Origin of the sequence: Mycobacteroides sp. H001, from assembly GCF_001440005.1 — a bacterium.
GTDB lineage: Bacteria > Actinomycetota > Actinomycetes > Mycobacteriales > Mycobacteriaceae > Mycobacterium > Mycobacterium gwanakae.
On record NZ_LJYH01000024.1, the window covers coordinates 77,073 to 100,139 of the forward strand.

The 23,067-nt window shown below is 63.2% G+C and carries 23 protein-coding genes; 11 read left to right on the forward strand and 12 right to left on the reverse strand.

Features of this window, described 5'->3' with window-relative positions; translation table 11 throughout:
- Nucleotides 1-19 precede the first annotated feature (19 nt).
- Nucleotides 20-643, forward strand: coding sequence for a maleylpyruvate isomerase family mycothiol-dependent enzyme (locus AOT83_RS06840; protein WP_030097617.1), 624 nt, complete (start codon nt 20-22; stop codon nt 641-643).
- A gap of 26 nt (nt 644-669) precedes the next feature.
- Nucleotides 670-1,398: a TetR/AcrR family transcriptional regulator gene (locus AOT83_RS06845; RefSeq protein WP_030097616.1), complete on the forward strand. Its 729-nt coding sequence runs from the start codon at nt 670-672 to the stop codon at nt 1,396-1,398.
- On the opposite strand, the gene AOT83_RS06850 is transcribed toward AOT83_RS06845, so the two are convergent.
- The 4 genes from AOT83_RS06850 to AOT83_RS06865 form a co-directional block, all read right to left on the reverse strand.
- Nucleotides 1,395-2,186, reverse strand: coding sequence for a DoxX family protein (locus AOT83_RS06850; RefSeq protein ID WP_057964589.1), 792 nt, complete (start codon nt 2,184-2,186; stop codon nt 1,395-1,397). The genes AOT83_RS06845 and AOT83_RS06850 overlap by 4 nt on opposite strands.
- Nucleotides 2,187-2,342, reverse strand: a complete 156-nt coding sequence (locus AOT83_RS06855; RefSeq protein WP_044105576.1) for a hypothetical protein — start codon at nt 2,340-2,342, stop codon at nt 2,187-2,189.
- Between the two features lie 138 nt (nt 2,343-2,480).
- Entirely contained in the window at nt 2,481-3,992 is a 1,512-nt protein-coding gene (locus tag AOT83_RS06860) for a PPE domain-containing protein (protein WP_057964591.1), read from the reverse strand.
- A 223-nt stretch (nt 3,993-4,215) separates the two neighbouring features.
- Nucleotides 4,216-4,980 carry a DUF1906 domain-containing protein gene (locus AOT83_RS06865; protein ID WP_057964592.1) on the reverse strand — a complete coding sequence of 255 codons (765 nt, stop codon included), beginning with the start codon at nt 4,978-4,980 and terminating at the stop codon, nt 4,216-4,218.
- A 70-nt stretch (nt 4,981-5,050) separates the two neighbouring features.
- Between AOT83_RS06865 and AOT83_RS06870 the strand changes: the two genes are divergently transcribed.
- A complete protein-coding gene (locus tag AOT83_RS06870; RefSeq protein WP_057964593.1) occupies nt 5,051-6,715 on the forward strand; it encodes an ABC-F family ATP-binding cassette domain-containing protein in 1,665 nt (554 codons plus the stop codon).
- Between the two features lie 10 nt (nt 6,716-6,725).
- Here AOT83_RS06870 and AOT83_RS06875 read toward each other — a convergent pair whose 3' ends face one another.
- Nucleotides 6,726-7,751 (reverse strand): fused (3R)-hydroxyacyl-ACP dehydratase subunits HadA/HadB, encoded by a 1,026-nt coding sequence (locus tag AOT83_RS06875; RefSeq protein WP_030097611.1) that lies wholly within the window; start codon nt 7,749-7,751, stop codon nt 6,726-6,728.
- 213 nt (nt 7,752-7,964) lie between these two features.
- Between AOT83_RS06875 and AOT83_RS06880 the strand changes: the two genes are divergently transcribed.
- From AOT83_RS06880 to AOT83_RS06900, 4 genes are all read left to right on the forward strand, one after another.
- The gene (locus AOT83_RS06880; RefSeq protein ID WP_232783270.1) at nt 7,965-8,222 is read left to right on the forward strand and encodes a hypothetical protein; all 258 of its coding nucleotides are present in this window, start codon (nt 7,965-7,967) and stop codon (nt 8,220-8,222) included.
- 61 nt (nt 8,223-8,283) lie between these two features.
- Nucleotides 8,284-9,237: a glycoside hydrolase family 6 protein gene (locus AOT83_RS06885; RefSeq protein WP_234797746.1), complete on the forward strand. Its 954-nt coding sequence runs from the start codon at nt 8,284-8,286 to the stop codon at nt 9,235-9,237.
- Nucleotides 9,238-9,257: 20 nt separating this feature from the next.
- Nucleotides 9,258-10,220 carry a patatin-like phospholipase family protein gene (locus AOT83_RS06890; RefSeq protein WP_057964595.1) on the forward strand — a complete coding sequence of 321 codons (963 nt, stop codon included), beginning with the start codon at nt 9,258-9,260 and terminating at the stop codon, nt 10,218-10,220.
- Nucleotides 10,221-11,297: 1,077 nt separating this feature from the next.
- Complete coding sequence (locus AOT83_RS06900; protein ID WP_030097607.1) at nt 11,298-12,095, forward strand: L,D-transpeptidase; 798 nt, start codon at nt 11,298-11,300, stop codon at nt 12,093-12,095.
- A 142-nt stretch (nt 12,096-12,237) separates the two neighbouring features.
- Here AOT83_RS06900 and AOT83_RS06905 read toward each other — a convergent pair whose 3' ends face one another.
- The 3 genes from AOT83_RS06905 to AOT83_RS06915 all read right to left on the reverse strand — a co-directional run bounded on the left by AOT83_RS06905 (nt 12,238) and on the right by AOT83_RS06915 (nt 14,629).
- A complete protein-coding gene (locus AOT83_RS06905; protein ID WP_030097606.1) occupies nt 12,238-12,675 on the reverse strand; it encodes a hypothetical protein in 438 nt (145 codons plus the stop codon).
- Between the two features lie 468 nt (nt 12,676-13,143).
- Nucleotides 13,144-13,587, reverse strand: a complete 444-nt coding sequence (locus AOT83_RS06910) for an SRPBCC family protein (protein ID WP_030097605.1) — start codon at nt 13,585-13,587, stop codon at nt 13,144-13,146.
- Between the two features lie 37 nt (nt 13,588-13,624).
- A complete protein-coding gene (locus AOT83_RS06915) occupies nt 13,625-14,629 on the reverse strand; it encodes an adenylate/guanylate cyclase domain-containing protein (protein WP_057964597.1) in 1,005 nt (334 codons plus the stop codon).
- Nucleotides 14,630-14,770: 141 nt separating this feature from the next.
- Between AOT83_RS06915 and AOT83_RS06920 the strand changes: the two genes are divergently transcribed.
- From AOT83_RS06920 to AOT83_RS06930, 3 genes are all read left to right on the forward strand, one after another.
- Nucleotides 14,771-15,217 (forward strand): hypothetical protein, encoded by a 447-nt coding sequence (locus AOT83_RS06920; RefSeq protein WP_030097603.1) that lies wholly within the window; start codon nt 14,771-14,773, stop codon nt 15,215-15,217.
- A 179-nt stretch (nt 15,218-15,396) separates the two neighbouring features.
- Nucleotides 15,397-15,795, forward strand: a complete 399-nt coding sequence (locus AOT83_RS06925) for an MmpS family transport accessory protein (RefSeq protein WP_030097602.1) — start codon at nt 15,397-15,399, stop codon at nt 15,793-15,795.
- A 35-nt stretch (nt 15,796-15,830) separates the two neighbouring features.
- Entirely contained in the window at nt 15,831-18,614 is a 2,784-nt protein-coding gene (locus AOT83_RS06930) for an RND family transporter (RefSeq protein WP_046255324.1), read from the forward strand.
- Here the strand turns inward: AOT83_RS06930 and AOT83_RS06935 are convergent.
- The 4 genes from AOT83_RS06935 to AOT83_RS06950 all read right to left on the reverse strand — a co-directional run bounded on the left by AOT83_RS06935 (nt 18,520) and on the right by AOT83_RS06950 (nt 22,005).
- Nucleotides 18,520-19,788 carry a PepSY-associated TM helix domain-containing protein gene (locus AOT83_RS06935; RefSeq protein ID WP_057964649.1) on the reverse strand — a complete coding sequence of 423 codons (1,269 nt, stop codon included), beginning with the start codon at nt 19,786-19,788 and terminating at the stop codon, nt 18,520-18,522. The two genes, AOT83_RS06930 and AOT83_RS06935, sit on opposite strands and share 95 nt — an antisense overlap.
- Nucleotides 19,789-19,916: 128 nt before the next feature.
- Nucleotides 19,917-20,513: a TetR/AcrR family transcriptional regulator gene (locus tag AOT83_RS06940; RefSeq protein ID WP_070943293.1), complete on the reverse strand. Its 597-nt coding sequence runs from the start codon at nt 20,511-20,513 to the stop codon at nt 19,917-19,919.
- A gap of 116 nt (nt 20,514-20,629) precedes the next feature.
- Nucleotides 20,630-21,325 (reverse strand): cupin domain-containing protein, encoded by a 696-nt coding sequence (locus AOT83_RS06945; RefSeq protein ID WP_030097598.1) that lies wholly within the window; start codon nt 21,323-21,325, stop codon nt 20,630-20,632.
- Nucleotides 21,326-21,396: 71 nt separating this feature from the next.
- Entirely contained in the window at nt 21,397-22,005 is a 609-nt protein-coding gene (locus tag AOT83_RS06950; protein ID WP_030097597.1) for a TetR/AcrR family transcriptional regulator, read from the reverse strand.
- Nucleotides 22,006-22,130: 125 nt separating this feature from the next.
- Here AOT83_RS06950 and AOT83_RS06955 point away from each other — a divergent pair, with 125 nt between their 5' ends.
- Nucleotides 22,131-23,066 carry a metal-dependent hydrolase gene (locus AOT83_RS06955; protein ID WP_057964599.1) on the forward strand — a complete coding sequence of 312 codons (936 nt, stop codon included), beginning with the start codon at nt 22,131-22,133 and terminating at the stop codon, nt 23,064-23,066.
- Nucleotide 23,067: the final 1 nt, after the last annotated feature.

Consider the following 23,067-nt stretch of genomic DNA (forward strand, 5'->3'; position numbering starts at 1 on the left):
CGAGCCAAGGGAGCTAAAGATGTCTCGAGCCGATGTGTACGCGATGGTTCAGCAGGAGAAGCGCGACCTCGCCGCACTGCTGCACGCGCTCGCTCCGCAGGAATGGGACTCGCCGTCACTGTGTGCGGGGTGGAGGGTGCGTGATGTGGTGGCCCACGTGCTGTATGACGGAACTTCGTTCCCCAGGTACCTCTACGAGGTCGTCCGGGTGCGCGGATCGGCCGATAAATTGAACCAGCTCTATGTCGACCGAGCAGAAGGATGGTCGACCGACGAGCTGCTCGCGGCCTTCGAATCCACCATCGACAGAAGCTATTCGGCGAAGATCCAGCCGAAGCTGGTTCTCGCTGATCTGCTCATTCATCACCAGGACATCCGGCGCCCGCTAAAGCGGTTCCGGAAGGTGCCCGCTGACACGCTGCGAACCGTACTGGAGAATCCTGACCCTTTTATTCACTCGAAACGCAGACTCAAGGGGTTGCGTTGGACGGCAACCGATGTGGACTGGACCTACGGTGACGGCCCGGAGATTCGAGGCCCAGGAGAGGCAATCGTGATGGCGGTCGGTGCCCGTCCCAGCGCGCTGTCCGAGCTCACCGGCCCGGGTGTGGATCTACTTCGGCCCAGGCTCGGCAACAGCTGAGCACACGGCATTCATAGACTGGCCACGTGCCCACCCCGACGAATGCCGCGGATGTCCCCGCCACGAGGCGGGCAAGACAGCGTGCGCAGACAACGGATGAGATCAAGTCCCACGCCAGAAGGCAGCTCGCCGACGGCGGTACCGGTGCCCTGTCTCTACGAGCGATCTCCCGAGAAATGGGTATGGCACCTGCGGCACTGTTCCGCTACTTCGATACGCAGGCAGCGCTGATTACCGCATTGTGCGTTGACGCCAATGTCGCCCTTGCCGAAGCGATGAGCGAGGGGCAAGAAGCCGCGGAGCAGGGCAGTGCGAGGGGGCGGGTACGCGCCGCGTTCGTCGCCGCCCGTCGCTGGGCGCTCGCGAATCCGGGAGATTTCGCCTTGCTTAGCGGTACGCCCATCCCGGGATATCGTGCGCAACCCTCCGAGACCGGTCCTGCTGCAGTGCAAGTCATCGTCTCCTTCATGGGCGCGTATCTCAACGCCGTCGCGGCGGGTGAGGCGGTGCCGCAACGCACTGCATTCCGCCCGTTGGCTCCGGGGCCACTACTTGCTGCGCTGCTGGGAACGACTACGGACGCAGCGGCTGACACCGCGATCATCGGGATCGGTATCTCGGCGTGGACATCCATCACCGGGTATCTCGCCGGCGAGATCTTCGGGAGTCTTCGGGATCTCGTGACTGACAGCGATGCGCTCTACGACGATCACGTGGACACCGTCATGCGTGGAATGGGCTTCGCCGTGTCTTAGTGGCGACCGAAGGTGCGGGCGAACCTGCGGAGTCTCGGTGGCGGATCGGCGGCAAGTGCCTCGATCTGTTTCCGGCCTTTATCTGCCGCGCTGGCCAGTTCGGCGCTGTGCTCTGAGATGCGTTCCGCAAGTTCACTTCCCCGCCGTGACGCGATATCCGCCAGCTGGCCGCCCCGGCGTTGCGCGGCCTCGGCGATCTCCGCACCCCGTTCGCGGGCGTGTTCGGCGATCACGGGAACCTTCTCGCGCGCCGCTTCTCCCAGCTCTACCGTCTTAGCGCGGAGCGACTGCGAAGTGTCTTCGGCCCCGGGGAGCGCCGAGGTAACCACGGCGACAGCGTCGCTAGCTGCCCTGCGCGCACGCCACGATAAGCCGGGCCGCCCCTCAGTGTCGATGCCGGCAATGATCAGACCGCCCAAGATGGAGACGTTCTTCCAGAAGTCGGTCTTCTGCTGCAATTTGAGGGCTGGATCGGCCTCGCGCCAGAATGCCTTGCTGCCCAGGGTCACCGGGACCAGGGTGCCTGCCAGTACCCAGGCCGATATCCGGGGGAGCCGCCCACTGGCCAAGGCCAATCCAGCGGCAAGCTGTGCGGCCCCGTGTATTTGGACGTAGGTCGTCGGGTCTCGTGGCAGGTATCGGGTGGCTGAGCTGGGTGCGTTCTCCAAAAGATCGTTGACCAGGGGTTCGGCAACGGCAGCCGATGCCTCCGGATGGCGGAGGCCATCGGTGCCCGCAGCGATGAATATGGACCCGAGCATGGGACGGGCAATGCGGCGCACCAACACTCAGAACCACACCTTGCGACCCGCGACGGGCCTGCCCACCGCCCCTAAGATCCACAGGACCGCACCGGCTACTACCAGGATTATCCCCACCGTCTGGAGAATCGGGACGGCCAAGACGTACCCCAGGACTGCTAGCAGAACACCCAAGATAATCATGATGCGGCTCTCCTTGCTCAAGGTTCGTAGCGGCCACTTCGGCCTCACGACCGGGATATACCCGCTCGATGTGATTCCCAAACACGAACAATGGCAAATGTTTCGAACGGCACGTATGTGCGGCAGCTGGTGCCCAGATCAGCGAGTTTCGCCGCCGTCTTCCGCGGTGTTCCACGTTCCCGGGAGCATGGGGGTAACCCGGCTTTCGGGGGAGTCGCCAGCGAGGGTGGTGAGTCCGGCGGCCTCGGCGGGTGCCGATGTGGTGCGCACACCGGCGAAGCCGAGCTTCCCCGCGCCGGTACGTGAAGCGCTCACCGTCAGCGGATCGGCGGCGGCGGTGTCGGCAGAGATGTCGTTGTCCAGGGTGGCGTATTCGTGACGGTACCCGCGGTCCTCGGCGGTTCCGCGACGGCGCCTGCGGCTCTTGGACTTTCCAGGGTTGCAGGCCAGTGCGGCCGCGGCCGCCACGGCACTGCTCGGGGCATGAGCTGCGGCGCCAGTGCTCTGGCCCATGGTTGGCCCGAACCCGAATCCGGGCCCGTCCCCCCGAACGGCGTATCCGAGTCCTTCTGCGCCCGCGGGTGGTGGGGTGGTGGGAGCCGGGGCAGAGGTAGGGGTCACCGTAGAGGTGGATGGTGGGGGAGGTGCGGCCGAGCTCGCCGTGGTCACCGTGCCACCGCTCATCGCGACCGCATTCGGCTGGTCGGCACGGGGATGGACGACCTCCGCGGCGACATCGGCAGGTGGCGCCGCAGGCATCTGAGAGAGGCTGCCCAAGGTGATGGCGAGCGGCAGTGAGATACCTGCCGCGGGGCCCAAGATTGCGGCGTAGATCGGCGTTCCCATCACACCAAACGTTGCGGCATAGGCGAATACGAAGAACAGCGGTTGCCAGGTAACCAGGGCTGCGGCCGGATTAGTGGAGAAGTCGATGATGATCTGGATGATGGTGCCGACCGGGTCGGTAATCAGTCCCTTCAGCGCGCGATACATACCCAGAAAGTGTTGGGAGTTCGCCAGCAACATCTCGATGGGATCGTTCGGATCAGGCACGATGGGGGGTGGCTTGGTGGCGTCCTGAGCCGCGGCCCGCGTGGTGCGACCACTTTCTGGCGAGAGAACCACCGGTGACGGGAGGGTCGGCGGTGCTGTGGTCACCGAAGTTTCGGAGACAGCCTGGTAGGTGCTCATCACGGTCGCGGCCTGTATCCACATCCGGATGTAGTCGGCCTCATTGAGTGCGATCGGAATGGTGTTGATACCAAAGAAATTGGTGGCGGTAAGTGCCCCATGCGCCGCATGATTCGCGGCGAGCTCGGCAAGGGTGGGCATGGTGGCCAGCGCCTCGGAATAGGCCGTGGCCGCCGTCTCGGTCTGGGCGGCCACCCCGGCGCTGACGGTACTGGTCTGCTGCAACCAGCTGAGGTATGGCACATGCGCCGCCTGGTACTGATCTGCGCTGGGCCCGTTCCAGGGACCGCTTTGTACCGTGCCCAACGTCGTGGTGAGTTCGGTTGCCGCTGCAGAGTATTCAGTGCTCAAGGAGCGCCAGGCATATGCCGCGGCGAGTAGAGACCCTGGGCCGGGGCCGCTGCTGAGTAGGGCCGAATGCACTTCGGGAGGTGCCGCCATCCATACCGGAGCCGTCATGACCTGTTGCCTGCGCCGTCGACCGGACCGACTGTGGGGGAATCAGTTTCACAACGCATCATCTGACCGATTTCCAGGGCCACACGCGGGCAGCCTGGCGTCTCCTCTCCAGTGCTGCTGACCGCCTGCGAGATCGGGCCAGCCAATGAAGGTTAGCGTAACCTTCCTTCGATGTGGGGGCGTCCCTCCGTGGCAAATCTGGTTCGGCCGCGGTGCGAGATCGCTAGCGGCTCAAGTCCCACTGGCCGAAATCGGTTGCCAGTACATCGTCGACATCCACGTGGACGTCACCGATCAGTGGGCCGGGGTTCGACGCCGTGTTTACTGCGCTCTGGTACAGCACGGCGGCTGGCTCACGTGCCCCGCCTGACCACGCTCGTGTCTGCCAGGCCCAGCGGTAACCGCCGGTCGTGGAATGCCCGATGACGCCGTCGCCGATCGCCCACCCGCACGCCCGGGCGTGACCATAGATGCCGGTACGGCGAACTCCGAGTACCGAATTGATGCCCCGGAACCATTGGACTGCAAGTGTTTTCCAGGTGTTCTGGTCGATGTCCTCGTCGACGCTGAAGAAGATCGGCGCGGTATCGGGCCCATCCGAGGCCCCGTGTAGTCGCAAGGCGGTCTGGGCGTCGGCAACGCCGCCGTCGTAGCCGCGGGTGAAGTCGGACGGAGTGGGCCATCCGGGCTTGCCGTACTGGTAGCAGCTGACGATGTGCAGTCCGGCGGCGCGTAACCCGGCGGTGTAGTCACGCGTGACGGGTTTGAAGTCAAAGGTAGCTCCCGGCCGCAACTCGGATACATAGACGAGGGCACCCGCGTAGCCGGCGGATTTGATCTGTTCGGGGGTCACCAGCCGCTCGGTGAAGTCGATCAGCTTTGGCCCGTCCGCGGAGGCACTCGGTGCGAGGACCATCGGAAGACCCGCGAGGATCGGTGCGGCCAAGGTGTATCGAAGGGCATCGCGTCTCGAAACCGGCCGGTGCATGGCGCGATGGTATCGGTCCGGTACGGGCGCGGGGGGTTCTCTTGCGCCGTGATGATGCGACGATGAAGCCATGACGGCAACGCTTGTCGCGAAAAATGTGGCCGGCGGATTCGCTCACCGCACCCTCTTCGAGGGGCTCGATGTAACCGTTGCGCCGGGGGACGTGATCGGAGTCGTGGGCGCCAACGGCGCCGGCAAGAGCACCCTTCTGCGAATCCTCGCCGGGGATCTGGAACCACTCGAGGGTGTGGTCAGTGTTGCCCCGGCCGACGCATTCATCGGCTGGTTACCGCAGGAGCATGAGCGCCTCCCCGGGGAAACCGTCGCGGCCTACATTGCCCGCCGCACGGGGTGTACCGATGCCACCCAGGCCATGGAGGCTGCGGCCGCGGCGCTGGCCGACCCGGGGCAGGGGCTAGCGGAGGCTGATCTGGCCGAGGCCTACTCTGCGGCGTTTGATCGTTGGCTCGCCTCCGGGGCGGCGGACCTTGACGAGCGGTTGCCGGCGGCGCTGGCTGATCTGGGCCTCGGTCTGGATGCGGTGCGACCGGAGTCGACCTTGATGACGTCCTTGTCGGGTGGGCAGGCGGCACGTGTTGGACTGGCGGCCCTGGTGCTATCTCGGTTCGACATCGTCTTGCTCGATGAGCCGACAAACGATCTTGACCTGGACGGACTGGCCCGGCTCGAGGACTTCGTCCGCGATCTTCGTGGTGGCGTGGTGTTGGTGAGTCACGACCGCGAGTTTCTGGCCCGCAGCGTCACCCACGTCCTCGAACTGGACCTGGCCCAGAACACCACCACCGTGTTCGGTGGTGGTTACGAAAGCTATCTGGAAGAGCGTGAGGTTGGCAGGCGCCACCGGCGCGAACAATACGAAGAGTTCGCCGAAGAGAAGGCAGACCTGGTGGCGCGCGCTCGCACTCAGCGGGAATGGTCGAGCCAGGGTGTGCGCAACGCCATGCGCAAGGCTCCCGACAACGACAAGATCCGGCGCCGCGCGGCCTCCGAATCCAGCGAGAAGCAGGCGCAGAAGGTTCGCCAGATGGAGAGCCGGATCGCGCGCCTGGAAGAGGTGGCCGAGCCCCGCAAGGAATGGGTGCTCGAGTTCACCATCGGCGCCGCACCGCGTTCGAGTTCGGTTGTTGCGACTCTGGCCAATGCTGTTGTGCGGCAAGGCGATTTTGTTCTTGGGCCGGTCTCCTTGCAGGTTGATGCCGGTGAACGCATTGGGATTACGGGGCCTAACGGGGCAGGAAAGTCCACACTGCTGCGGGTGCTGTTGGGGCGTCTGCAACCCGATGAGGGACGTGCGAGCCTGGGAGTAAATGTCTCGATCGGCGAAATCGACCAGGCGCGTGGCGATTTCACCGGCCCGGACCGGCTCGTGGACCGCTTCGAGCAGCGGTTACCGTCATGGTCGACAGCCGATATACGCACCCTGCTCGCCAAGTTCGGGCTGCGCGCCGACCACGTCGAGCGCCCGGTTGACGAGCTCTCACCTGGTGAGCGCACCCGTGCGGGTCTGGCACTGCTGCAGGCATGCGGCACCAATGTGTTGGTTCTGGACGAGCCGACCAATCACCTCGACCTCGCCGCCATCGAGCAGCTCGAGCAGGCGCTCGAGGCCTATGACGGTGCGCTGCTGCTCGTGACACATGATCGCCGGATGCTGCAGAACGTTCGGCTGGATCGATCCTGGAGGGTCGACAACGGACGCGTGACAGAGCTCTAGCGCTGTCAGATCAGCTGAAGCGGACGTTCAGCGTCGCCAGGCCAAAGATCTTCTTACCGCTGGACTTCGCGGTGACGACGATGACGCCGGTGCGCGTTTCCGGATCCAGCGATTTGATCTTGCCACCGAACTCGATGTCCGCGCCTTCGGCGGAGGACACGATGGCCGGTGCGGACAGTCGCACCGCGTAACGCGTCACCGCACCCGGGTCGCCCGACCAGAGCGAGAAGAATCCGGCACCCAATCCCATGGTCAACATGCCGTGCGCGATCACATCGGGCAGTCCGGCCAGTTTGGCGATGTCTTCGTCCCAGTGAATCGGGTTGGCATCGCCGGCCACACCGGCGTAGTTGACCAGATCGCCTCGGGATAGTCGGGTGTGGTGCACCGGTAGCTCGTCGCCTGCCCGCACATCGTCGAAGGACGGCGTGCCCGGTGCGCGGCTGTCCGCGGCGATCCGAACCTCGCCCTCGGGCCGGACGGTCTTCTCGTAGGCGTCGGCGGCTGTGCCGATGCCAGAGAAGTCGACGTCGTGCATCATCGCCCTCTGCACGGCCGCCATCGTCCCTGGACTGATTTCATCTGCGGTGATCCCGACGACGGTGGTGTGCAGCGTGTGCACGCGGGCGCCGGCTGTGTCGGTGAAGGTGTTGGTCACGGTGATCAGGTCTCTGCCCGCAACCCGGCGCACCGAGGTCAGTTCCACGTCGATGTGCAGCTCGTCACCGGCCACGATCGGGCGGTGCTGTTCAAAGACCTCTTCGGTCTGCAGGTAGGTGTCGTACCCGACGACCACGGATTCGAACATGCGCCGGTTACAGGCCATGGCCGGGGTCGACGTGAACGTCAACGGCGCCACCAGACCGGAATAGCCGAGCCCCGCGGCGGCGGCCTCGTCCCAGTGCGCGGGGTGGTAGTCCTGCACCGCGCGGGCGTACTCGCGCACCTTTTCGCGGCCCACCAGGTAGGGGCCGTCCATCTGGTAGTAATGGCCGACGCGTGCTTCGAGTGCCGACGCTTCTGCGGGTGCAGTCATGAGGTGTCCAACTTTTCTACCGGCCTGTTCGCTGAGGCCGACGGAAGCACCCTAGCGCGCAGGTTCTGGGTAGTTGGTCGCCGATCCATATCCGAAACCCTCGTTGCGGTGATTATTAGTTTGTAAAATGGGTGGTCACCGCCCGTATTCACCGTTGTTCTCGCTCTGAAACGGTGATCGGGGGTTGTGCCCGTACAAAGAAGGGAGGGCACGGTGGCAGCCATCATGAGAGGTGTCGTGACCGCGGCCTTTGCCGCGATGATCGCGGGTGCTTTTCAGATCTCGGCCCCCGCGGCATACGCGGCGCCCAGCACTCGGGTGATGTGCGAGAGGGTCAACGAAGTCGGCGATTGCGAGGAACTCCCTCCCAACCAGCAGGACAGCGGAGACAACTGTGTACTGGTCAACGCGTTGGGCGCCTGTGAAGACAAGCAGGAAGTCGACGACCCTCCGCACACGATGGACAGATAGCGCAGATCGCCACTGGGCCGAATGGCGCTTGTTGTGGTGCTGAGGCTATTTTTCTGAGGTGATTTCCTCAGCTGCTGGTGTCCTCGCGCGACGGATGGCTCCCCTGCTGGCCGTGATGTGTCTGGGACTCTTCGTGGGTCCGGTGGCGCGGGCGGACAACCCCTTGGACGGTCAAGGGTTCTACGTCAACCCGAACTCGGCGGCGATGCGTGCCGCGCAGGGCGCCGGGAGCCCCGAGTTGACGGCCATCGCCAACACGCCGCAGGCGTACTGGATGGACAATGTGTCGACCCCCAGCGTGGACGCGAAGTACATCAGCGCGGCGCAGGCCTCCGGCGCCACCCCGGTGCTGGCCCTGTACGCCATCCCCCACCGCGACTGCGGCAGCTTCGCCGCCGGCGGTTTCGGATCCGCCGATGCCTATCGGGGATGGATCGATGGCGTCGCCTCGGCCGTAGGCTCGGGACCGGCAGTAATCATCCTCGAACCGGACGCCCTGGCCATGGCGGACTGCCTGTCGCCCGGTCAACGCCAGGAACGCTTCGAGCTGATGCGCTATGCCGTCGACACGTTGACCCGTAACCCGGCCACGGCTCTCTATGTCGACGGCGGCCACTCGCGGTGGGTGAGTGCCGACGTGATGGCGGCCAGACTCAACGATGTCGGCGTCGGAAAGGCCCGAGGCTTCAGCCTCAATACCGCGAACTTCTTCACCACGGATGAGGAAATCGGTTACGGCGACGCGATTTCGGGAATGACGAACGGCGCGCATTACGTGATCGATACCTCGCGTAATGGAGCGGGCCCCACCGCGGATGCCCTCTACTGGTGTAATCCCAGCGGCCGCGCATTGGGCACTCCGCCCACGACGGCCACCGCGAGCCCGAACGTCGATGCCTACCTGTGGGTCAAGCGTCCCGGGGAATCTGACGGTTCATGTGACCGCGGGGATCCTCGGGCCGGCACCTTCGTCAATCAGTTCGCGATCGACCTGGCGCGCAACGCCGGCCGGTAGGGGTCGCGCACTATCGACGTATGGGAGGCGCTCGAGTGACGGACGGGCAGCTTTCGCTTATCGAAGTGTTGGCCGCCCGGTTGGCTACCGGTAGTCGCCCCGGTAATCGCCAGGACGGCCACCGTGTCGCGTTGGCGATCGAAGGTGGTGGTAACCGATCGGCCTACTCCGCCGGTATGTGCATCGCACTCGATGAGCTCGGCCTGACCAGTTGTTTCGACTCGGTCTACGGCACGTCGGGCGGCGCCCTGAACGGGGCTTGGCTGCTGACGGGGGAGGCGCAGCGGTGGCTGCCGTCGTGGGCGTGGCCAGAAGTGGCCGCTGCGAAGGTGAATGATCCGGCGCGGCTGCTGCGCGGCGGCCCGGTAGTTGATCTCAAGGCACTGGTCGGTAACGTTTACACCTCAATCACACCGATGAATTTCGATGCAATACTTGGCAATTCGATCACGTTTCACCCGATCGCCACCGATGCGCGGACCGGTGCGGCATGTGACTTGGCTCCATACATCGTAGGCCGGGCGTCGTTGCAGACAGCGTTACGGGCGAGTGCGTGCCTGCCGCTGTTAGCAGGCCCGCCAGTGCAACTCGCAGGTCGTGCATTCGTCGATGGGGGCGTTGCCGAGGCAATTCCCTGGCCCTCGGCTGTCGCTCAGGGTGCCACGCATGTACTGGTGTTACGCACCCTGCGCAAGGACCAGGCGGCATCCGTGGCCGGGCTCGAACTTCTCGCGTTGATGCCGTACTACCTGCGGCACGCGCGCGGTGCCGGTCGGAGCCACCTCAGTCGGCACCTCGCGTACCGGCGCGCTGACAACGCCCGGACGCGAGGCGTGGAGTTTGTTCAGGTGCGTCCCCCTGTTGGCGCGCATGATGTGTCGGGGCTATCCCGGGACCTTGCCGCTATCGCGAGCGCCATCGAGATCGGGCGGGTCGCCCTCCGGGGCGTCATCGACGAAATGCGCTTGCAGGCGCAGCTGTGATCGATAAAGCACCCCGCTTGATCTCACGAATCTGATTGCGGCGTTGCGGGGCTGATAGTGCAGCACAAAGATTTCGGTGCCGGTTGTCCCATCGCGTAGGCGGCGATCGGCGGCGGAGAGATTGACAGCAGCCTTATCCCACAAGCCGACACCGTCTTTCGTGCCTAGCAAGAACTCATTACGTCGGGCCTGGTTGGCATCGGTATCACGCAGGCCCGCGCGGGGGCACTGGCCACACTGATCGTCACCTCGATCGAGGGTGGCCTGATCCTGGCGCGCTCCAATCGCGACACCGCGCCATTGGAGCGAGTGCAAGGAGAGCTGGAACGGATACTCGAGCAGGCACTCAACGAGAAGTGGTGACGGCTGCTGCTAGATTTTGCTGCTCAGCGGGCGTATTTCCTTTCTTTGCCTAACAAGAGCAGTGGCCCGTATCGACAAAATCCACAGTCATCCAGTACCGCGTGGGCAAGAGCAACCTCTTCCGTGTGCGGCTCCGGTGGCGCATGCCGGTGGATGAGTAACGCGTGCGGGATCTGGCGGCGATCCGGACGAACTACTTGTGCGGGTCGCTCTTGGGAGGGGTTCCACAGCTGAATGGCGGGATGAGGTTCTGCTGGGCAACTGCTGGACCAGCGAAAACGCGTTAGAAATGTTGCAGGAGTGGGCAACTGAGCCATGCGGTGAGTTCGGTGTCGGCGGCATCGATGAACCTGACGCACGGCTGTGGGTGGCACTGATGAGCGTTGTACTGAGGGGTGTCGCTAGCCAGCGCTATCTACCGCACATGCTTGTTGCGGTGGCCGCCAGCGACGACGAGATTCTCGCGCGGACGACCTCGTTTTGAGGGAGCTTATCTCCCCCGAAAACACCTCCCGAAGTGCGGATATTTGGGGTGCGCATGAGATCAGTTAGCGGGCCAGATCTGCTGCTGTTTTCGTTATCAAACCGTGGGGAACGCGTTATCGAAACGGCAAGCGCGCCCGCTACTTCGGCCGTTGACACGTCCTTACGATCACATCGTTCATGACGAAGTGGTCATCCCAGAGGGGTCGGTCGATGAGGGCAATTCTTCACATTGTTGTAGCGGTGTCCGTCGTCGGCGCGACACTGGCCGGGCACCCGGATGGTGTTGACACCACAGCTGTCAGCCGGCCGCTCGAATGGGATATCAGGTCGATCGCGCCCGCGCCGGATAAGGCAGTAGGCATCGCGCACCCCGTGGTGGTGACCTTCAATGGTCCGATTGCCGATCGCCCGGCAGCCGAGCGAAGTCTGAGTATCACATCGACGCCGGCCATGACGGGAAAGTACGAATGGCTCGATAGCAATGTCGTGCAATGGATCCCCGATCGTTTCTGGCCGTCGCACAGCACCGTGAAGCTCATGGTGGGCGGTAGGCCTGCGGAGATCTCGACAGGCCCTGCCCTTATCGGTATCGCCAGTATCTCTCGGCACACGTTCACCGTGTCCTATGAGGGAGTGTGGAGAAGGCCATCGGACGGGATATCGGGATTGCCTGCGCCGCATCATCTTCCGCGCCTGGGGGAAGAAGGGGTGTTCCCGGCTTCAATGGGCCGCCCGGAGTATCCGACGCCCATCGGCACCTACGCGGTCCTGGGAAAGGAGCGCTCCGTGCTGATGGATTCCAGTAGTGTCGGAATCCCGGTCACCGCCGCCGATGGCTACAAGATCGATGTGGAGTACGCCGTCCGCTTTACCAGTCGCGGTCTGTTCGTGCACGCGGCTCCGTGGGCCGTACCGGCAATGGGCTACGAGAATGTCAGCCACGGCTGCATCAGCCTGAGCCCGGCGGCCGCCGAGTGGTACTTCGACAATGTCAATGTCGGCGATCCGGTGGTCGTGCAGGAGTAGCAGCTTGCTCTTGTGGAATCTGCCGCAGTACAACCGATGTAGTGCGCGCGATGACCTTGGCGCCGCCTTCCTCACGACATGAAAAAGCCCGTATTCCCTTACTGGTAAAGGAATACGGGCGATTGCTGGTAAGCCCGAGCGCTCAGCCTTGCGGACCGGCGGGGGTCGGAACACCCGGCGTCGGCGCGCCCGGGACCGTGGAACCGACCGGGACGCCCTTTCCGGCCACGGGGCCTGCGGCCAGGGCACCGTCAAGGGGCGCGGCCGCAGGAACCACGGCAGGTGCGGCCGGAACTACCGGTGCGGCCGGAACCACTGGCGCCGCAGGAACAATCGGTGCGGCCGGGATGATGGGCGCTGCCGGTACGACAGGTGCCGCAACAGGCCCCGGCAGTATCGGCACCCCGGCCACGGGCGCGGCGCCTGCGGCGGGGGCGCCGACTAACGCACCCTTGCCGGAGCCTCCGGGGCCGTCTTCAACCGCGTGGTGCGCGCTCCCGGATGACTCTGCGACTGCGGATGGCGCCCATACGAACGCGGCCGCACATAAACCAGCGCTGGCAATTACCTGAATAGCCATTCGATCAAAGATGATGATCGCCACCGACCCGACTCCCTAGCTTGAGCGTGTAAATCACGCTGGTGAAATTCGATGGCTGAACTTTATAACGCCCCAAAATTGACGTCCAGCTGACGTTCAGGTTGGTTATGAAGTTGATGCGGAATGTGAACTGTGGCTGTGACCTAACGGGCGCACGGCGGTAATCAGATGCCGCCCAGATGTCCGGCTAATCGCCATGTCAGAAGGCGCATACCGATGAGACCGAGGGTATTTTCAGGCGAGATGGAACTGTGACGGAATGGTATTCGATATGAGTCGGTAGTCACGTAAAAGCGCAGGTGTCTGAATAAATGAAGATCACTCGGTCTATAGGGGGCGAATGTGATTAATTAGCAATGCCTAAGAATGGCGCACGAACTGAACCAGAAATGCAAATTTCTACTCTGGAATTCAAAATACGTTCGTGACTCAAATAGTCTTGGCTTTCTATGCTTTCCCGGCAGCACCCCGGCGCGCCGCTTCCCGGCGTGCGCCGTCGACGAGGCTCGACATTGATTTACGCAGGACCCACACCATCGCGGTATCGGGTACTGGGATCAGTGGAGTGGACTCCATGGAATAGCGCACGGCCGTTCCCCGCGGGTGGTCGGTGAGGGTGATGGTTCCGATGTGTGAGCGCACCGGCAGTCCACCGACGACGCGATACTGAATACGTTCCCCGGCAACAAGTTCGAGGATCTCTTCCTTGACGCCGACCGGGCCCACACCGATTCGGTGAATCGCCCCCACACCCTGCCGTTCGGTGGTGCCAGGCCGGACCAGCTTGACTGTGAAGGGCAGAAATTCGTTGTACCCTTCGCGGTCCGCGAACAATTCATACACAGTCTTTCGGGGTGCCTCGAAGATTGTTTCCTCGATGTACTGCGCCATGTGATGTCCTTTCCTGTCCGTCAAAATCATTGGGTCGTTATGAGCGTTTGCGGGTTCGCAAGACATGCGAACCCAACCGGGAGAACCCCTTAACGCGCACGCCGCGCAGGTGATGGAGAACGAACTCGTCGTCGTCTCCCAGTGCCGCCGCGGCCGCGTCGTCGAGAAGGATCGTTCCGGGCCGGGCCACGCCGGTCAGTCGTGCTGCGACGTTGACCACGGTGCCGTAGAGATCGCCGAAGCGTACGAGCACTTGTCCGTAGGCCAGGCCCACCCGGATCTGCGGCATATCCGGAATATCCTGTGCTGCCGCGGTAATCGCTGCATTCATGGCAACGGCGATGCGCGCGCCGGCCCCGGCGTTGTTGGCGGCGAACATGACTTCGTCGCCGACGTTCTTGATCACCCAGCCGCCGTGGGTGGTGACTGCCTCGGTGAGTGCGGTCTCGAAGGTCTCGAGCAGGTTGGTCAGTTCGTCGAGGTCCAGATGGCGGGAGAGGCGGGTGTAGCCAACCATGTCGGCGAAGCCAACAAGCAATTGTCTTGTGGTGCTGCCGGATTCATTCGACCGGGTGAGTGCTGCAGCCAAATGTCGCTGCCAGGCATAGTCCTGCAAGTCTGTCAGTGTGGAGATTGTGCTTGTAACCGCGTCGACGCTTGAGCCGGTTGTGAACGCGTCGCCATCGTTGGCAATGCGATCTTCGACCTCGCGGGTCAGTAGGTCTGCCTGCCATTCGGCCAGCCGCGCCATGGCCTGGCCGAGGGTGCGGGCCGCGGTGACCTGGCTCTGCTCGTTGGCCGCGGTAGCCGCTCCCAATGCGGCGAAGGTACGGATCGCGGCGACGTCGGCATCGGTGAACACGACCTCGTCGTCGCTTTCCGCCGCGGCGAAGCCCAGTGCCACCCATAGCTTGCGGGCGCGTTCGACCGGGACGCCGGACAGCTCGCACACCTGAGACCGGGTGTACTTGCGGGGGCCACCGAGGAGCGACTGCTCGATCGCGGCGTCCACCACCTCGTTGAGCTCGCGAGACTCGGCCATCTCGCCAGTACAACACACCTACAACCCGGTGGCGGCAGAACCCTGTGAGCCGCAGGCAGTGTCAGGAACCTTGACTTGATTCAAAGAAACCCCGAGTATCTCCAGGGAGATTCCTCGATGGCGGGGCAAAGGGACGGTGCGATGAACTGGAACTTCTTGGGGCACAACTGGCACCTCTTCGGGTACCTGGCGATTCTCGCTTTTGTGGCCCTGCTGATCTTCGCGACGTGCATGTTCGTGTACACCACGCGCTTGAGGAAGCAGGTCTCGTCACCGCTGGCGGACCGGATCGGTGGCTATCCATCGGTCTTGAGGAAGGTGCGCAAACGGGAGCCGATGTCGCCCGATGAGCTCACCTTTGCACGGCAGGCCATCGCCGATCGCGGATCGTTGTGGGCGTTCTCCATTCCGGCCACCATCTTCAGCCTGGGCTGCTTCTATGTGCTCGGCAGCCTGGAGCAGCTACATGGAGCCACTCCCTCCGAGCGGACGTTCCTCGGGGTCATTCCGATGATCTCGTCGATCAACATCACGGCGCAGGTGCTGCGGATGCGGCGGCTGAAGGGGCGGCTGCCGCGCGCGTCGTGATACCGATCTGACGGATTGCCGGGGCCGGCGAAAGTTGCCGCTCGCATTCCCAGGTTTGGCTGATAACATTTCCGACCGTACTTATGTCAGCTTCATTGACATGCACGCGGCGCGAGGTCCGGGAGGGTGGTCGGGTGAGCCGACGTTCGGTTGGCAGGACGGTCCTGGCACGCGCCTGGATGCCGCTCGTCGCCGTCATCGCGCTGGGAGTGGCCGGTGGCTCGATGCTGAAGGTGCACGAACTGTCCGCTCCCGGACCGGTGCTCACCGTCAATCCGCCGCAGGCGCCACCGGAGTTCACGCCCAAGACGCTCACTTACGAGGTCTTCGGCACGGTCGGGAATGGCGGGATGCTGAGTTATGTCGATATCGATGGTCATCCGCACCAGGTGGACGTGACCGCGCTGCCGTGGTCACACACGGAGACGACGACTCTCACCGTGGTTTCGGGCAGCATTTCGGTGCAGGTGCGTGGGGGGCAGGTCGGTTGCCGGATACGGGTGAATGACGTTGTCCGCGACGAGATGTCCGATGACCATGCCGACGCGAACGTCATGTGCAGGGTGAAGTCCGCATGAGCGAGCACCGGGTGAAGAGGCCCTTCGTTCCCAGGATGGTTCGCATCCTGGCGGTGCCGATCATCGTCTTCTGGGCCATTGTCGCGGTGACGACGAATACGTTCGTGCCGCACGTGGAAGACGTTGCCGCCGAGCTCGCCGGTCCGATGATCCCGCACTACGCGCCGTCGCAGCGGGCGATGCTGCAAATCGGGGAGAAGTTTCACGAGTCGACGTCCACCAGCCTGACCATGCTTGTGCTGGAGGCCGATCGGCCACTCGGCGCCGCTGATCACGACTATTACGACGAGTTGGTGCGCCGGCTCAAGAACGACACCGAGCATGTGCAGTACGTGATGGACACCTGGGGAAAGCCGATCACGGCAGCCGGGGCTCAGAGTCTCGATGGCAAGTCTGCGTTCGTATTGCTACGTCTGGCCGGCGATATCGGCCAGATGCAGGCGAACAAGTCCGTTGACGCGGTCAAGGACCTGATCGATAAGGACACTCCGCCACCGGGACTCAAGGTCTATGTCAGTGGTGCGGCACCGCTGGCCTCGGACACGTTGAGCGTCGCGAACTCGAGCCTGAACAACATCACGATCGTCACGATCTTCCTCATCATCTTCATGCTGCTCATGGTGTACCGGTCGGTCACCACGATGCTGGTGCCGTTGTTCGGAGTTCTGGTCGAGATGCTGGTCGCCAGAGGAGTTGTCGCGACCCTCGGACATTTCGGATATATCGAGCTGTCCTCATTCGCCGTCAATATCGTCATTTCGCTGACGCTGGGCGCGGGCACCGACTACGGCATCTTCTTGCTGGGGCGCTATCACGAAGCGCGCAACGCGGGATTGAGCCGGGAGGACGCTTTCTATGCGGCGTACCGCGGCGTTTCTCATGTCATCATCGGCTCGGGTCTGACGATCGCGGGCGCTGGTCTATGCCTGAGCTTCGCTCGTCTCAACTACTTCCACACGATGGGCCCGGCGGTCGCCATCGGCATGCTCTTGACCATCGCAGCAGCGCTCACCCTCGGGCCGGCCATGCTGCATCTGGGCAGCCTGTTCGGGCTCTTCGATCCCAAGCAGAAGGCCAAGGCGCATCTGTATCGGCGTATCGGGGCCAGTGTGGTGCGTTGGCCCAAGCCGATCCTTGTGGCAAGTGCGGCAGCGGTTCTCGTGGGCGCGGTCTTCGTGCCCACCTATCAGGTGAGCTATGACGATCGGGCCTATCAGCCGTCCGATGCCCCCGCGAAGGAAGGTTTTGCGGCGGCAGACCGGCATTTCCCGCCGAGCAAGTTGTTCACCGAGATGCTCATGGTCGAATCGGATCACGACATGCGTAACTCGGCCGATTTCATCTCGTTGGACCGGGTCTCCAAGAGCCTGGTGCGGCTTCCCGGCGTCGCCATGGTGCAGAGCATCACCAGGCCGATGGGACGAGCGCTCGAACATGCTTCTTTGCCGTACCTGTTCACCACTCAGGGGAGCGGGAACGGCCAGCAACTGCCCTTCACGAAGGCTCAGAACGCCAACACCGACAAGCAGGCCCAGATCATGGCGCACTCGGTGGCGGTCTTGCGACAGACCATCGACCTGACGCAAAAGCTCGCGGATGAAATGCACAACACCGTCGTGACGATGGAGGACATGCAGCAAGTCACCAAGGATATGAACGAGAAGGTCTCGAACCTCGACGACTTCATGCGGCCGCTGCGCAACTACTTCTATTGGGAACCGCACTGTTTCGACATCCCGGTGTGCCTGTCGTTCCGATCGCTGTTCGACATGCTGGACAGCATCGACAAGTTGGCCGCCGACATCAAGGATGCGGTGGGCTCCCTTGAGGTCGTCGACCAGTTGTTGCCGCAGATGGTTTCGCTGTTGAAGCTCACGGCCAACGACCAGGAAGCGCTACAAGCCCTCATCGTCAACACCTACGGCCAGACGAATCTGCAGTCCACCGCCACGGACCAGACATTCGACGACATGATCAATGTCGGTAACGACTTCGACGCGTCCCGTAGCGACGACTTCTTCTACATACCGCACGAAGCCTTCGACAATGAGGACATCAAAACCGGTATGGCGCTGATGATGTCACCGGATGGCAAAGCGGCCCGGTTCATCGTCACGCACATGGGCAATGCCATGGGGCCGGAAGGAATTGAACACGTCAATGAGTTCCCCGATGCCATTACGACGGCGCTGAAGGAAACCTCGTTGGCGGGGTCAAAGGTCTATATCGGCGGAGCGGGGTCGAATAACAAGGACATCAAGGAGTACGCCGCATCGGATCTGCTCATCGCGGCGATCGCGGCCTTCACGCTGATTTTCTTGATCATGATGGTCATCACCCGAAGTCTGGTGGCGCCGTTCGTCATCATCGGCACGGTGGCCTTCTCGTTCGCGGGCGCGTTCGGGCTTTCGGTACTCATTTGGCAGCATCTCGTCGGTCTGCCCTTGCACTGGTTGATCCTGCCGCTGACGTTCATCATCTTGGTGGCAGTGGGATCGGACTACAACCTGCTGCTGATCGCCCGGCTCAAAGAAGAGACCCATGCCGGATTGAACACCGGACTCATCCGTGCGCTGGGAAGTACGGGAGGCGTTGTCACCTCCGCGGGTTTGGTGTTCGCCTTCACGATGCTGGCGATGCTTTCCAGTGATCTGCGAACCATCGGCCAGGTGGGCACCACCGTGTGCATCGGGCTGCTGCTCGACACGCTGATCGTGCGCTCCTTCATCGTCCCGGCCCTCGTTCGGCTACTGGGGACGTGGTTCTGGTGGCCAACGCGGGTGCTTTCGCGTCCCCGCCGGGAGCCGGTGCGTTCCTGAGTCGCGCACGCAAGCGGGCCCGGCGCCGCCAATGCCAGGTGCTCAGGCCGGTGAGTCCGAGCAGTAGTGGAGCCATGCCGAGAACGAACCAGATTGAGCGCCAGTAGCCGTTTACGGCAAGTCCAAAATGTGCTGCGGGCCCGGCCCATTCGTCGGCGATGGCGTTCGACGCGGTGGCAGGTTTGTCGCGGAGGATCTGCACGTGGCCGGCGTCGTGGGCGTCTACCCCGACAGAGCGGTTGCCGTGGTAGTTGAGGCTGTGCGCCCGCAAATCCGGTTCGCCGGGATCCAGGAGATCCACGGTGTAGAACGCATTGTCGTCATCCGGGAGCCCGATCCAGGTCACCTCGGACCCCGGGAACTGGCTCGCGGCGGCGTCCATGGCGCGTTCCACGGTGATGTTCTGGCCGCCGGTGCCTCCCGTGAACGTGCGCTCGGAGGCGTGCCCTCCAGTGAGGGAGTACCAGAGGGTGGTCAGCCCGGGGGCCTCGAATTGCATTCCGGTCAGCCCCCATACGATCAACGGCGCCGTGGCGACGATGCCGATCATGGCGTGCAGGTCGAAATCACGGGCGAACCGCCCGGAGGCCCATCGCACACGTAAGGCGTTGCGTAACTTACGAATTGCCTTCCACCAGATGTACGGCGCGGGAACCACCAGGAGGAGCAGGATAAGGGCCGCCAGGGCGAGTAGTGCGGACCCCCAGGACATTCCGGCGAAGGCGTTGAGCTGCGCGAGCGGGGAAGGCTGAGTCAGGATGGGCAGATAGCCGCTGTAGCCCTCGCAGGTGAATCCGCAGTCGTGCATGTTGACCAGGAATCCCAGCACTCCCGCGCCGAGATCGATTCGGCCGTTGAGGAGGCCGGTGCCCGCGTCGACGAAGAATGTGTCATGTGTGCCGGAGGCGTTTAGTAGATACACACCGTCCTTGAGAGAAGCACTCGCAAGCTGGATTTCGGGGTAGTGCGATTGGACCTCGGTGATCGCCCGCGTGAATCCGACCGGTTCGGCTGCGGATGTGGTGCGGAAGATCTCGGGGTGCAGTGCCCGGACCAGCTCCGGCTGGTACACGAGTATGGCGCCGCTGGTGCTGATGATCACCACGAGGAGTCCACCGATGAGGCCGATCCAGCGGTGAGTGAGAACCAAGGCGCGCCGGAACTTCAGGGACACACGCCGGCGTCGGGGTGTGGCCACCTTCTCCTCCATAACGCGCACCGACCGCTGTCCGGGAAGTAAGGCTAGTGGTAGTGAACGAGCAATGGGGCTCTACCTTACCGGCAAGCGAACCACATTGTGCGCTAAGCGCTTCCGATGTCCGTGATGACGCCGCTGAGCGCGTCGTAGGAACGGATCAGCAGATCGCGTAGCTCGGCGCGGTCGACGATGCTGTCGAACAGCCACGCCATGCACATGTCGACGATGTAGACGACCCAGGCGCGCGCGATCATGCGTTGGGCGGGCGTGGGCGTTCCCGAAACGATCCTCTTGAGCGTGTGTTCCGTTACCACCGCGCGGTTGCTGTCGAGGATCTCCCGGACCTCCGGGTCGGTGCTGGCCAGTCCGCGGGTCATCGCGATGTACGCGTGCGGATGCTGCTCGATGTGGTCGAGGTAGGCGTCGAGCGAGGTAAGGAACTGCTCGTACGGCGGCAGTGCGGTGTCGACCGTGATCGCCCGCAGAAATGACTCGGAATCGCGGCGGACAATCTCGCCGACGAAGGTCTTCTTGTTGCCGAAGTAGTGGTAGATCAGGGCGGACGATACGCCCGCTTCTCGGGCGACGTGCTCGATCCAGACCTCGTCATAGGGGCGGGTGGCGAAGAGTACCGAGCCCACCCGCAGCAGTTCGTCGCGGCGGGCTGCCACGGAAAGACGAGTTCGGGGAGTCGTTGACATCAGCTGGGCCACAGGATAGCGGGGCCCAGGTGCTTCCGGGATTTTGCGCCGGCCCTATGGTGCGATTCTCGGACTCGTGGTGAATCGCGGGTTGGAGCGCCGATTCCGCGCGCACATCACCGGTTAGGCCTGCGCAGGATGGTGACGGACTCATCGATCTTTTTGAATGATGCGAAGGTTTCCGTCGGTACACCGAATATCGCGGCGAGGACATCAGGCGGCAGCTTGCTGATCGACGCGCCAATGCCAATGTCATCCTTGCCTTCCGCGGTGCTGGCGTTGAACACGATCAGCAGCTTGAGGTCCTCGGTGCCCTTGTTCTCGAAATAGTGCAGCGATCCTTGAGGCGCGAAGACGACATCGCCGACGTGCGCGTCGAAGGTTTCACTGTGTCCCTCCGGGTCCAGCAATGTCCACTTGGCCACACCGCTGGTGATGACGTTGATCTCCCAGGCACTGGGATGCCAGTGGGGTTCCCGTATTCCGCCGGGCTGCAAGGTCACCATGACGATGCTGGCCTGCTGCCCGGTGAGGATAGGGAAATTGCCCTCGTGAGCCTGCCGCAGATCGCCCCCGTCGAAGGTCTGCGGCGCCAGCGCGCCAAGGTGAAACAGGTGTGGTTGTGCGGTGTTCAGCTCGGCGGGGAGGCGGGGATCGCCGAAGCGGGCGGCGTCATCGGTCACGGTCTGATCCTTTACGTCGTCACGGGAGCGGGGAGAAGACAGAGCCCGGTCGGCCCCTGCGCCGGCGACGGCTGCGACCCCCGCCACTCCGGCACCGCCGAGGACGGTGCGTCGATTGATCGGCTTCATAACGTCAAGGTAGGACCACTCGACTAATTATGAAAGGCGATAGAAGCGATTAATTCAAACGGAATTGGTGATTAATTGGGGCGCTGGGCCAAGATGGCTCCGCCGAGCCAGCGCCTGAGAAAGCTGCGCAGTTCGTCGCGGGAACGCGTGGCTTCATTGGGGGAGACGAAGAACGACAACATGATTCGTAGGGCGAACTCGACGAGTCCGCGTTTGGCATCGTCGTCGTACCCATACTGATCCCATTCGACGTCGAATCGGCCGAGCATGCGCAGGCCGAACGCCTGTGCCTCGTCCGAGGTCATATCGCTGGTGTGTGAGTGTGCGTACGGTTCGGACATCATGATGGCCAAATGTGGTGTGCGAGTGACCTCTTCCAAGGTGTAGAGCACACCCTCGGTGAGTGCTTCGGCGGGATCGGTGATGCCGCGCACGACCCCCGTCAGCCGGTCCAGGAAGCTGTCCACCGACGCGATGGAGGCCGCGTGCATGAGTGCGTCAGCCGTCGGGAAGTACCGGTAGACCGTCTGCCGGATGACGCCGAGCTCAGCCGCGACATCGGCCAGGCTTACCGCTGAACCTGTCTCGCCGATCAGCTTCACGGCTGCGGCCACTATCCGATCGGATGCCTCGACGTCGCTGTTCGGTGGTTGACCGTCCCATCCCCGTCTACGCGCCATCGTGAAGTCCCCTGGCCGCCCGCATCTACGCAGCATATCGACCGTTGACACCGCCCGCTCGATCCAGTAATCATACAGAACAACAAATAAGTGTCTGATTGTATGTTCTAAGCGAGGTGCCTGTCATGACGGAACTCATCGTGCGCAAGTTGCGGTTTGCGTTCGCCGACCATCACGTTCCGTTCCTGTGGAACGAGTCCAACCCGGCCTTTTCGAGCATGGCCAACGCGGTCTCCTTCCTCGCGATCGCATTCGAGAAGATGATCGGGCAGATGATTCCCGAGGCCATGCCGCTGATCGCCGATCCGGCGATCGCCGAGGAGGCCGAGGCCTTCGTTCGGCAAGAGGGACAGCACTCCATGGGTCATCGCCAGCACGCCAAGGGTCTGATCAAGAGCTACCCGGGCCTCAAGGAGACCCTGGATGAGGTAGTCGCCGCCTTCGACGAACTGACCGCGAACAAGCCGCTGAAGTATCGGTTGGCGTACACCGCCGACCTGGAGGCGACGTTCACCCCGGTCTTCAAACTGATGCTGGATCACGACGACACCCTGTTCGCGCCGGGCGATGATCGCGTCGCCTCGCTGTTCCTGTGGCACTTCGTCGAAGAGGTGGAACATCGCAGCTCGGCGCTGATCATCTATGACGCGGTGGCCGACGATCCCTGGTACCGCATGCGCGTGGCGCCGTCGATCTTCAGGCATGTCTGGTCGGTGTTGCGCATCGCCTGCGAGGGCTTCAACAAGCATGTCCCTCTCGAGGATCGTAAGGTGGACGCGCTGTCGATGTTCGGCATGCAGGCGCGGAAGAAGTCTCTGCTGCAACGGCTTCCGTTTGTAAACGCACCGTATGACGGCCCCATCGAGAACGCGTTCAGTAGCTTGCCGGTGCGTGAGGTGATGGTTGCGATGTCGGGCGCGGTGCGCAGTCAGATCCCGGGGCACAATCCAGCGCACGAGAAGTTGCCGGCCCTGGCCGACGAGTGGTTCGCGCGATATGAGGCCGGCTATGAAGTCACACAGTGGTACACGGCTGATCCGGCGGCACAGGTGGGAGTCTGAA

Bases quoted from the DNA above. Each gene is read 5' to 3' on its own strand.
- AOT83_RS06865 (WP_057964592.1), bottom strand. From the start codon at position 4,980: ATGCACCGGCCGGTTTCGAGACGCGATGCCCTTCGATACACCTTGGCC.
- AOT83_RS06950 (WP_030097597.1), bottom strand. From the start codon at position 22,005: ATGGCGCGTAGACGGGGATGGGACGGTCAACCACCGAACAGCGACGTC.
- AOT83_RS06930 (WP_046255324.1), top strand. From the start codon at position 15,831: ATGGTTCGCATCCTGGCGGTGCCGATCATCGTCTTCTGGGCCATTGTC.
- AOT83_RS06855 (WP_044105576.1), bottom strand. From the start codon at position 2,342: ATGATTATCTTGGGTGTTCTGCTAGCAGTCCTGGGGTACGTCTTGGCC.
- AOT83_RS06860 (WP_057964591.1), bottom strand. From the start codon at position 3,992: ATGACGGCTCCGGTATGGATGGCGGCACCTCCCGAAGTGCATTCGGCC.
- AOT83_RS06870 (WP_057964593.1), top strand. From the start codon at position 5,051: ATGACGGCAACGCTTGTCGCGAAAAATGTGGCCGGCGGATTCGCTCAC.
- AOT83_RS06905 (WP_030097606.1), bottom strand. From the start codon at position 12,675: ATGGCTATTCAGGTAATTGCCAGCGCTGGTTTATGTGCGGCCGCGTTC.
- AOT83_RS06910 (WP_030097605.1), bottom strand. From the start codon at position 13,587: ATGGCGCAGTACATCGAGGAAACAATCTTCGAGGCACCCCGAAAGACT.
- AOT83_RS06890 (WP_057964595.1), top strand. From the start codon at position 9,258: ATGGGAGGCGCTCGAGTGACGGACGGGCAGCTTTCGCTTATCGAAGTG.
- AOT83_RS06955 (WP_057964599.1), top strand. From the start codon at position 22,131: ATGACGGAACTCATCGTGCGCAAGTTGCGGTTTGCGTTCGCCGACCAT.
- AOT83_RS06940 (WP_070943293.1), bottom strand. From the start codon at position 20,513: ATGTCAACGACTCCCCGAACTCGTCTTTCCGTGGCAGCCCGCCGCGAC.
- AOT83_RS06840 (WP_030097617.1), top strand. From the start codon at position 20: ATGTCTCGAGCCGATGTGTACGCGATGGTTCAGCAGGAGAAGCGCGAC.
- AOT83_RS06925 (WP_030097602.1), top strand. From the start codon at position 15,397: ATGCCGCTCGTCGCCGTCATCGCGCTGGGAGTGGCCGGTGGCTCGATG.
- AOT83_RS06945 (WP_030097598.1), bottom strand. From the start codon at position 21,325: ATGAAGCCGATCAATCGACGCACCGTCCTCGGCGGTGCCGGAGTGGCG.
- AOT83_RS06920 (WP_030097603.1), top strand. From the start codon at position 14,771: ATGAACTGGAACTTCTTGGGGCACAACTGGCACCTCTTCGGGTACCTG.
- AOT83_RS06875 (WP_030097611.1), bottom strand. From the start codon at position 7,751: ATGACTGCACCCGCAGAAGCGTCGGCACTCGAAGCACGCGTCGGCCAT.
- AOT83_RS06915 (WP_057964597.1), bottom strand. From the start codon at position 14,629: ATGGCCGAGTCTCGCGAGCTCAACGAGGTGGTGGACGCCGCGATCGAG.